Raw genomic sequence first — 9,011 nt, forward strand, 5'->3', positions numbered from 1 at the left:
GAGGCCATGGTGGGGACGCAGCCGCAGCCGGTGACGATTGCATTCGATGTCATGGGGACGGACCACGGCCCCGCGGAGGTGGTCCGGGGCGCGGCGATGCTGTCGCTGGAGTCCCCGCACATCCACACGCTCCTGGTCGGCGACCGGGACCTCATCGACGAGGCGCTGGCCGAGGTGAAGCACAACGGCGAGCGCATCTCCGTGCAGCACGCCTCGGACTTCGTCGGCATGGACGAGAAGCCGGGCGAGGCGCTGGCGCGCAAGCCGAACGCCTCCGTGGCGGTGGCCGCGCGGCTGGTGGCCGAGGGCGAGGCGCAGGCGCTGGTGTCCGCGGGCAACACGGGCGCGGGCGTGCTGGCGTGCGCGCGGCACTTCCAGCTCATCCCCGGGGTGCGGCGCGCCGCGCTGGCCACGGTGTACCCGACGCGCTCGGTGCGCGGCGCCAAGGAGGACCCGTTCTCCCTCATCCTCGACGTGGGCGCCACGGTGGAGGCCAACGCCGAGGACCTGGTGACGTTCGCCGTCATGGGCTCGGCCTACGCGCGCATCATCTCCAAGAATGACCGGCCGAAGGTGGCGCTCCTGTCCAACGGCGTGGAGCCGCAGAAGGGCCCGCCGCGCGTGGTGGAGGCGCACGCCCGCCTGTCGGAGATGCACGACATCAACTTCATCGGCAACGTGGAGGGCATCGACATCCCGAAGGGCACCGCGGACGTCATCGTCACGGACGGCTTCGTGGGCAACGTGTGCCTGAAGATGCTGGAAGGCGTCCACGACACGGTGGTGGAGCTGGCCCAGTACGCCTACAAGGAGAGCCTTCGCTGGCGTGCGGGTCTGGCCATGTTGTCCAGTGGCATTCAGCGCATCAAGGACATCACCGATTGGAACCAGTACGGCGGTGCGCCGATTCTGGGGTTCGATAAGATCTTCATCAAGGCGCACGGGCGCTCGAAGTCGCGGGCCATCGCCAACGCGGGAAAGGTGGCGGCGAAGGTGGTGGCGAACAACCTGACCACCGCCATCCGGGAAGGCCTGAAGAAGTGAGTCTGCCGGACCGCATCGACCCGCGTCCTCCCCGGCGCATCTACCGGTGGGACCTGGACAAGACGTACCTCCAGACGGAGTTCGACTCGCTCCGTGATCTGGTGCGTACGGCCTTCCAGAAGGCCCACGAGAAGGTGGCCGTGCCGGGGGCGAGCGCGCTCATCCGGGAGCTGTCGGAGCAGGGCGACTCGCGGCTGTGCATCGTCTCCGGCAGCCCGAAGCAGATGCGGGCGGTGCTGGAGGAGAAGCTCAAGCTGGACGGGGTGAAGTGGGACGAGTTCGTCCTCAAGGACAACGTAGGCAACCTCCTGCGCGGCCGCTTCCGGGCCCTGCGCGGACAGGTGGGCTACAAGCTGCCGGCGATTCTGGAGAGCCGGGTGCACGCGCCGGTGGAGGCCGAGGAGGTGCTCTTCGGCGACGACGCGGAGGCGGACGCGTTCATCTACTCGCTGTTCGCGGACCTGATTGCCGGCCGCGTGGACGAGCGGGTGCTGTCGCAGGTGCTGGAGGCGGGCGGGGTGTACCCGGACGACCAGGTGCGGGTGCGCGAGGCGTGGAAGAAGATTCCGGTGTCGGACCCGGTGCGGCGCATCTTCATCCACCTGGACCGGCTGACGCCGCCCGCGCAGTTCTCCGCGTACGGGCCGCGCGTGGTGCCCATCTTCAACTACTTCCAGGCGGCGCTGGTGCTGCTGGCGGACGGGCACCTGACGGCGCCGCAGGTGCTGAAAATCGCCGTGGAGATGGTGCAGACGGCGGGGCACAACATCATCACCCTGTCGAACTCGTTCCAGGACCTGCTGCGGCGCGGGCTGCCCTTGCAGCAGGCGGCGATTGCGCTGTCGCAGGCGCTGGAGGGGCCCAACAAGCTGCTGGCGGCGATGCGGCCCATGCCGGACATCCTGGCCGCGTTCAGCAAGCGGCTCGCCGCGCTGGGCACGCCGCCGCCTCCTCCTCCGGTGCAGGCAGTGGACTACGTGAAGCTCATCCACCACGCCATGCCGCGCACCTCCAAGCGCCGGGGCAAGCCGGCCGAGGAGTAGGGCGCGGGGATGCATGGCCATAATTCGGCAGTGGCGCTCATGTTTTGACTTCACCGACTGGAATCACTAGAGGCGGTTATATGGGGCTCAGTCGGTCTGAGCAAATGGCCCGTATCAAGGGCAAGCATACGTCGCCTGAACTCAGACTCAGATCTGCTTTGTGGCGTGCAGGCATTCGATATCGGGTGCACGCGCGTACGCCGGTTGGTCGGCCTGATATAGTTTTGCCTTCGAGGAAGCTAGCGATCTTTATCGACGGTTGCTTCTGGCATGGGTGTCCCAAGCACTACGTGCGTCCAAGAACACGAAAAGAGTTCTGGGAAGAAAAGCTCTTGGCCAACATAAGTCGCGACCGCCAGCAGACACTGCAGCTGGAGACCTTGGGGTGGAGAGTTATTCGCGTATGGGAGCATAAGGTTTTTGAGTCGCTGGATGATGTGGTGTTTTATATCAAGAATGTGCTGCCCGGTAATGGAACTGAAAGTACGGACGAGTGGCGTGTAGAACGAGTCGATGTAGTGGATGCGGGCCTTGATATAGAGCGGCGCGTGATGGTCGACCTCCGCAACCCAGAAAAGCGGTACTCAATCGACAGTCGCCGGATTACCGCGAAATGGAAGCTCCCGGCCAACGTTGGTTCTGTGGGCAGGAAATCGCGCAAGCAAAAAAAATTGACCCGCGCTCTTGGTTGTTAGAAGATGTAGAATTTTAAATATTGGTAACCTGCTTTGAGGATTTAAGCCGAATATATGCCGCTCGCTTGGTCGAAAACAGTCAAAGAAAAACTACGCCGGCTGCGCCGAGGAGGGACTCCGAGAGTTCTCGATCTCTTTGCCGGATGCGGAGGCATGTCCTTGGGCTTCCAGCGATCTGGTTGCGAAATAGTGGCTGGCTTGGAAAGCGACCCTGCCCGCGCAAAGACGCATGCGGCCAACTTCCATCGCCATCTGAGCCCAGAGAGGCAGCAAGCCCACGGCAAGCCGCGAGATGTAACAAGACTTTCGCCAGAAGAATGTCTGAGAGAGGTTACGGGAGAGAAATCAAGTGAAATTGATATAATCATTGGGGGGCCTCCATGCCAAGCGTATGCAAGGGTTGGTCGCGCCAAACTTCGTGAGATCGCACAGCAGCCTGATGCATATCTTCGAGACGCGCGTGGACAACTTTATGCTGCATATGTTGCTTATGTCGAGGCATTCAAGCCTATCGCTGTCGTGATGGAGAATGTGCCGGATATTCTGAATTATGGTGGGGTGAATATCGGGCAGCTCGTGGCCGAAAGCCTGGAGGCCATTGGCTACGAGTGTCGATACACGCTGCTCAATGCAGCGTGTTTTGGGGTGCCACAAACGCGTGAACGTTGGTACCTGATTGGAATTCACAAAGATGTCGACTGCGTTCCGAGTTTTCCCGGCCCTGAACGCCATGTTGTATTGCCGATAGGATACAGGGGAACTCGTAGCCATGCATTGCGCTGGTCGGAGTCTGCTCCGCGGCATGCAGAACTCCTCAAGGAGCCATCGGCCGATCTTCCGCCGGCTGTCACTTGCGAGGAGGCTCTTTCAGATCTGCCCGTAATATCAAGCGACGAGAAACTTCGGCAAAAGCGGAGTGCGCGCGACCTGAAAGCACTTTTGCCTTATACTTCAATTCCTGGCAATTCATTCCAGGAATTGATGCGTAATTGGAAGGGATTCGAGGCGGGGACTGGCGTGTCTGCCCATGTTATCCGAGCTCTTCCTCGGGACTACGAGATTTTCGGTCGAATGAAGCCGGGTGCGGATTACCCGGCAGCGCATCGAATTGCCCATCAATTACTTCTGGAGAAGCTAGAGGTTCTCCGAAAGCGGGGGCAACCGATAGTTGAGCGAAGCGCGCGCTGGCATGATCTCGTTAAGCAGACTGTTCCGCCATATAGCCCAGACAAGTTTCCCAACAAGTGGCGGAAGTTGGAGCGGGACTTTCCCTCCAGAACGCTTATGGCTCATTTGTCGCACGATAGCTATTCGCACATTCATTATGATGATCATCAGGCTCGCACGATCTCCGTTCGAGAGGCTGCTCGGTTGCAGTCATTCCCCGATGGATTTGAGTTCTGTGGCGCGATGAACTCGGCATTTGGGCAGATTGGCAATGCTGTGCCTCCGCTTATGGCATCAGCCCTTTCGAAGCGCCTTCTGGAAGATTTAGGCGTTGCATCCAGGCAGTCTGCTTCTGACAGAGCCAAGTCGTTTACTTCGAATTCGAATGCTAGGCGGCCGAGCATGAAGGTTAGTTCGGGCTAGTGCCACGGGTTCGTGGGGTAGTGGGGAATCGGTCGGCAACCATTTGGACTGCGGAGCCTGTCTTGGCTGATACCAAATCTGACGGTGAAGATACTTTTGTCGTGCTCAGAGCGCTCCGGGCCTCTGAATTGGGGTGGTTTGCGTCCGTCAGAAAGCAGGGCCGAGAGCAGGCACGGCAGCGCGGCCTCAACTTCAATTCAGATGTGATGGATAAGATCTTCTCAGAAAAGGATCTTGCTCAAGACGGCATATCGGTCTTCGCGCGTCATTTCCCTGATGGCAAATTTGAAGAGCGCCCGATTCGGAGGCAGCAGAAGAATTGGCGCCTCGTCGGTGATTGCGTCGATGGGCCTGGTTTAGAGAATGTTGCCGAGGGCGATTTCTTCTGGGCAAGGTTCTCTCATGGTGCAGATGGCGTGCCGCATATGATTTGGGGCGTCGTCACCAAGAGCGCGGCTTCGTCGGTTCATAAGCTGATTAGAAAAGAGATGGAGGCTGAGCTCGCTGACGGCATGGTTGCTTGGGAAGGAGATAGTCCGTTTGCCAAGCGGGTGTCCGAGTTGGTTGGAATCGCAGATGCTCGCTCAGGTTCGCAGGCATTCCGCCCTCGTGCCCGAATAATCCGAACACTTGGGCGTGAGTTGATTGCCAATGAGGTGGTCGCGCTTCAGGAGTTGATAAAGAATGCGTACGACGCAGATGCGCGAAGCGTCAAGATTACGTTCGTTGCGCCGCTGACTCCTGGGGTTGGCGAGATTATTGTTGAAGACGATGGTAATGGAATGACGCTGGATACATTGCAGAACTCCTGGATGGAGCCTGCTACGACTTATAAAGTTGTAAACCAGAAGAGTCGTCTGAATCGCCGAGTGACAGGTGAAAAAGGCATCGGGCGCTTTGCCTCTGCTCGTATTGGACGAAAATTGGAGCTTACATCCGTATCGCGCGAAAGCGGGCGGATGGTCGAGGCGAACTTCAATTGGGGCGCATTCGATAATGATGACCGGTTCTTGGATGAAATCCGGTGTGATTGGGAAGAGAGAAGCGCACCTGCGAACTCGAAGTCGGGTACAAGGCTTCTTCTCCGCGAGCTGAACGACGACTGGGAGAAAGATGAGGGCGCTGCCTTTGTTCGGTTGAATGCCGCATTGGCTCGACTCGTTTCGCCGCTCAGTCAGCCAGACGACTTTCGAATTGAGATTATAACTCCTCCAGATTTGTCGCAGCACCAGGGGGAGGTCAGGCCTCCTGCAATATTGGGACGGCCACATTATTGGCTTACGGGCGATGTTGGGCGTGATGGCACTATCGATGCTCTGTATTATGGGCCTGATGAAGATCTGCGGCAGATTCTGGAGGGTGACAAGCGACCCGTAATCAGGCTGGACGGGAATGCTCCAAGGTGTGGCCCATTCTCATTCGAGTTCAGAGTTTGGGATCGTGGAAAGGAAGATCTCGACGAAGATGCTGAAGCTCTAGGGGCTTCGATTCGCGATATTCGACGAGACTTGGATGCTGCCAGTGGCATCAGTATATATCGAGATAGATTCAGGATCCTGCTGCCAGATACCGATTGGCTGGGGCTGGACCTGAGACGAGTCAACAATCCCACCCTCCGCGTTAGTAATAATCAAGTTGTCGGCGTTGTTTCTATTTCTCGAGATGGAAATCCGTCTCTGCTCGACCAGTCCAGTCGCCAGGGGATCATTGATACACCCGAGTTCGGTGACTTTCAGCTTGCGGTTCGAGAGGTCATTTCGAAGCTGGAGACGCAACGCGCAATCGCGCGTCAGCCCGCACCCAGGTCTGCAGAGCGCGACAGCAAGGGCATATTCGGGAAACTCGAAATTGTGCCGCTGCGCGACTATATCAAGGCTAGGTATCCAAAGGATGCCGAGCTGCTCAAGACTTTAGAAGAAACGACACGACAGTTCACCGAAGGGGTAACTGAGGTAAAGCGAGTTGTCGCCCGGTATCAGCGTTTGGCGACATTGGGGCGCTTGGTGGACGGAGTGCTTCATGATGGGCGCACGCCTCTTTCTGCGATCGCGAATGCAGCTAGGTTTGGCCGCCGGGATATCTCCAAGGCGAGTGGGGATGAGTTGCGGGGGCTCGTTGAACGGCGGTTTTCTGTCATTGAGGAGCAAAGTCAACGGCTCTTTGATCTCTTTCGAAGGATTGAGCCGTTCAGCGGCCGAAAGCGCGGACGACCCCGAGAGACTACGATGGAAGAGATCATCAGTAAGACTGTTGGATTGGCGTCTGAGAAAATTGAGGCGCTCGGCGTATTGGTTACTTTGCCAAAAGGCGAGACCAAAGTTACGGTCGATGAATCCGAGATGCAGATGCTGTTTTTCAATCTCCTGGACAATGCTCTCTATTGGCTTGGGAAGGTTCCTGAAGGAAAGCGCCAGCTTCAGGTTGATGTGGAAAGAACAGCTCGCGGTTTAAATGTTATTGTTGCGGATAGCGGTCCTGGCGTTCCGCAGGATATTCGTGACCATATTTTTGGGCCTTATTTTTCCGCACGCCCCGAAGGTATTGGACTTGGGCTTACCCTGGCTGGCGAACTCGCAGCTGAATATGACGGGGAGTTGGTGTTGCTTGAGAATGGCCCGTTGGACGGAGCTGCATTCCAAGTGTCGATCAATAGAAGGGTCGGAGAGAATTGATGACTACGCAGAACGTGGAACTGGCGAAGAAGGAGCCTTGGCGGGTGTTGCTGATCGAAGATAATCAACTCATGCGCGAGCAGGTGCATGAGGAGTTTGATGGGGAGCAATTCGACGGTAGACTGCTCGACATTCATGATGTGGATGACTTTGCTCAAGCCAGGGCGGAGATCCAGCAGCGGAAGGTGGATCTGGTTATCCTTGATGTGTTCCGTGGGGATCCCATGGGTAACGGGAAGCCCGAGGGACTGGAAGTTCTTGAGGACATCAGGAAGTCCGGGTTTGTGAGTGTTGTGCTTTATACTGCCAACCCCAGGCGAGTGGAGGGGTGCCGCTCGGCGTTCATACGACTGTCAGATAAGCCAGTGGCTGATCTGCGGCGTGAGGTTGATGAGCTGTTTTCTCTTCGTATACCGCAGATGTTCCGGGCCATCGTCAGCCATATGGATCGAACGCTGCATGACTATATGTGGAATTTTGTTGAAAAGCAGTGGTCGACGCTTGAGCATATCGCAGGAAAGCCAGAGTTTCTCCGAGTGTTGCTCAGAAGGTTGGCCGCATCTCTTTCGAGAGATGGTCTAGACCCGGTTATTCAAGGAGTTTTTGGGGCGGACCATGCAAGTGCAGTTGCTTCCGACAAGGTGCACCCGGCTGAGATGTTTATTATGCCACCGGTAGACGGCAAGACTCCGCGCCTGGGCGACGTGCGTGTGCGGCTTATGAACGGGTCGAGTGAATATGTTGTCGTGCTTTGGCCTACCTGCGATATGATTGAGGGGCCTTCCCGTCCCGCCAAGGTGCAGTCGGTGCAGTCGGTGCAGTGTGCCATTGCCGGGATGCTTGATGCTGCAGACGAGATGAAGAAGTGGAAGAAGGATAAGGCTAATAAGGATTGTCGGGCGAAAGTCGAGGACTTGCTGAGGAATAGGAATGATCGGGGGCCCGGAAGGCATCACTACATTCCGGGGCTCGGAAAGCTTCCTCATCTGCTGGTTGATTTTCAGCGTATTGAACTGATTGCGCTGGCTGACTTGAGGGGGATGGAGTGTATCGCTACGTTGGCGAGCCCGTTTGCTGAGGCCATTGCGTCCAGGTATTTGAGATATATTGGCCGTTTAGGTACGCCAGATCTTGATGTCGCGTATGTGATGTCGAAGCTTTGACGGTAGGGATATGTCCAGGGCTGCCTTGCTGCATGCGGGGCGCGCACATGGCTAGGTCGATGGGTCCCGGTATCAGGGAAGTTGTGTGATGCCTGGAGGAACTCATGGACCCGTAGGGTGAGAGTCCCGAAGCGGCAACAGGTCGAAGCCGCATAGCACTACTGCGTTAGGGGTATGCGGGGGAGCGAGCGACTGAGGGCTGCGCGCCCTTGGCTACCATTGCGTTGTGCGCCCGGCGTCCTACTCATGAAGTAGGTATGGACTCCATTATGAATGCCGCTGCCGTGCAGCGGCTTGAGAGGTACTTCCAGAGAATCGGCGACGTGCTCGGCGAGGAGAGCCGGCGTGGCTCGTTCGCCCTCTATGCCATGGGCCTGCTGGGAGACGGGGAGCGCAAGAGCGTCGAGCCCATCGCCGCCCGCGCATGCCCGGACCCCGGACGGGTGGATGCCATGCACCAACGGCTGTTGCACTTCGCCGTGGACTCGAAGTGGAGCGACCGGGACGTGCGGCGGGCGGCGGCGCAATACGCGCTGGAGGCGATGACTCAGCGCGAGCCGGTGGAGGCCTGGATTGTGGACGACACGGGCTTCCTCAAGCAGGGCAAGCACTCGGTGGGCGTGCAGCGGCAGTACACCGGCTCGGCGGGCAAAATCACTAACTGCCAGATTGGCGTTAGCCTCAGTGTCGCCACCCGCACCGAGCACCTGCCCCTCGACTTCGAGCTGTACCTGCCCGAGGGCTGGACCAACGACGCGGCTCGCCGCCGCGAGGCCCGAATCCCCGCCGAGGTCCCCTTCAAGA

General features: G+C 58.3%; 7 protein-coding genes. All 7 read left to right on the forward strand.

The window, feature by feature from the left end; genetic code table 11:
* The first annotated feature begins 6 nt into the window (after nucleotides 1-6).
* Entirely contained in the window at nucleotides 7-1,044 is a 1,038-nt protein-coding gene (plsX, locus tag G4D85_RS22355) for a phosphate acyltransferase PlsX (RefSeq protein WP_164015159.1), read from the forward strand.
* Nucleotides 1,041-2,087 (forward strand): phosphatase domain-containing protein, encoded by a 1,047-nt coding sequence (locus tag G4D85_RS22360; RefSeq protein WP_164015161.1) that lies wholly within the window; start codon nucleotides 1,041-1,043, stop codon nucleotides 2,085-2,087. The genes plsX and G4D85_RS22360 overlap by 4 nt, the downstream gene beginning before the upstream one ends.
* Nucleotides 2,088-2,167: 80 nt before the next feature.
* Complete coding sequence (locus tag G4D85_RS22365; RefSeq protein ID WP_164015164.1) at nucleotides 2,168-2,782, forward strand: very short patch repair endonuclease; 615 nt, start codon at nucleotides 2,168-2,170, stop codon at nucleotides 2,780-2,782.
* Nucleotides 2,783-2,836: 54 nt separating this feature from the next.
* Nucleotides 2,837-4,372, forward strand: coding sequence for a DNA cytosine methyltransferase (locus tag G4D85_RS22370; protein ID WP_164015166.1), 1,536 nt, complete (start codon nucleotides 2,837-2,839; stop codon nucleotides 4,370-4,372).
* A 62-nt stretch (nucleotides 4,373-4,434) separates the two neighbouring features.
* The gene (locus tag G4D85_RS22375; protein WP_164015168.1) at nucleotides 4,435-7,044 is read left to right on the forward strand and encodes a sensor histidine kinase; all 2,610 of its coding nucleotides are present in this window, start codon (nucleotides 4,435-4,437) and stop codon (nucleotides 7,042-7,044) included.
* The gene (locus G4D85_RS22380; RefSeq protein WP_164015170.1) at nucleotides 7,044-8,207 is read left to right on the forward strand and encodes a response regulator; all 1,164 of its coding nucleotides are present in this window, start codon (nucleotides 7,044-7,046) and stop codon (nucleotides 8,205-8,207) included. The genes G4D85_RS22375 and G4D85_RS22380 overlap by 1 nt, the downstream gene beginning before the upstream one ends.
* A 269-nt stretch (nucleotides 8,208-8,476) precedes the next feature.
* Nucleotides 8,477-9,011, forward strand: a 535-nt coding sequence (locus G4D85_RS22385; RefSeq protein WP_164015224.1) for an IS701 family transposase, incomplete at its 3' end; no start/stop codon positions are given.

It is taken from the genome of Pyxidicoccus trucidator, from assembly GCF_010894435.1.
GTDB classification, from domain to species: domain Bacteria; phylum Myxococcota; class Myxococcia; order Myxococcales; family Myxococcaceae; genus Myxococcus; species Myxococcus trucidator.

What these genes read in the sequence shown, in the direction of transcription:
- plsX (WP_164015159.1), top strand. Translation starts at nt 7, where the DNA reads ATGGTGGGGACGCAGCCGCAGCCGGTGACGATTGCATTCGATGTCATG.
- G4D85_RS22365 (WP_164015164.1), top strand. Translation starts at nt 2,168, where the DNA reads ATGGGGCTCAGTCGGTCTGAGCAAATGGCCCGTATCAAGGGCAAGCAT.
- G4D85_RS22370 (WP_164015166.1), top strand. Translation starts at nt 2,837, where the DNA reads ATGCCGCTCGCTTGGTCGAAAACAGTCAAAGAAAAACTACGCCGGCTG.
- G4D85_RS22380 (WP_164015170.1), top strand. Translation starts at nt 7,044, where the DNA reads ATGACTACGCAGAACGTGGAACTGGCGAAGAAGGAGCCTTGGCGGGTG.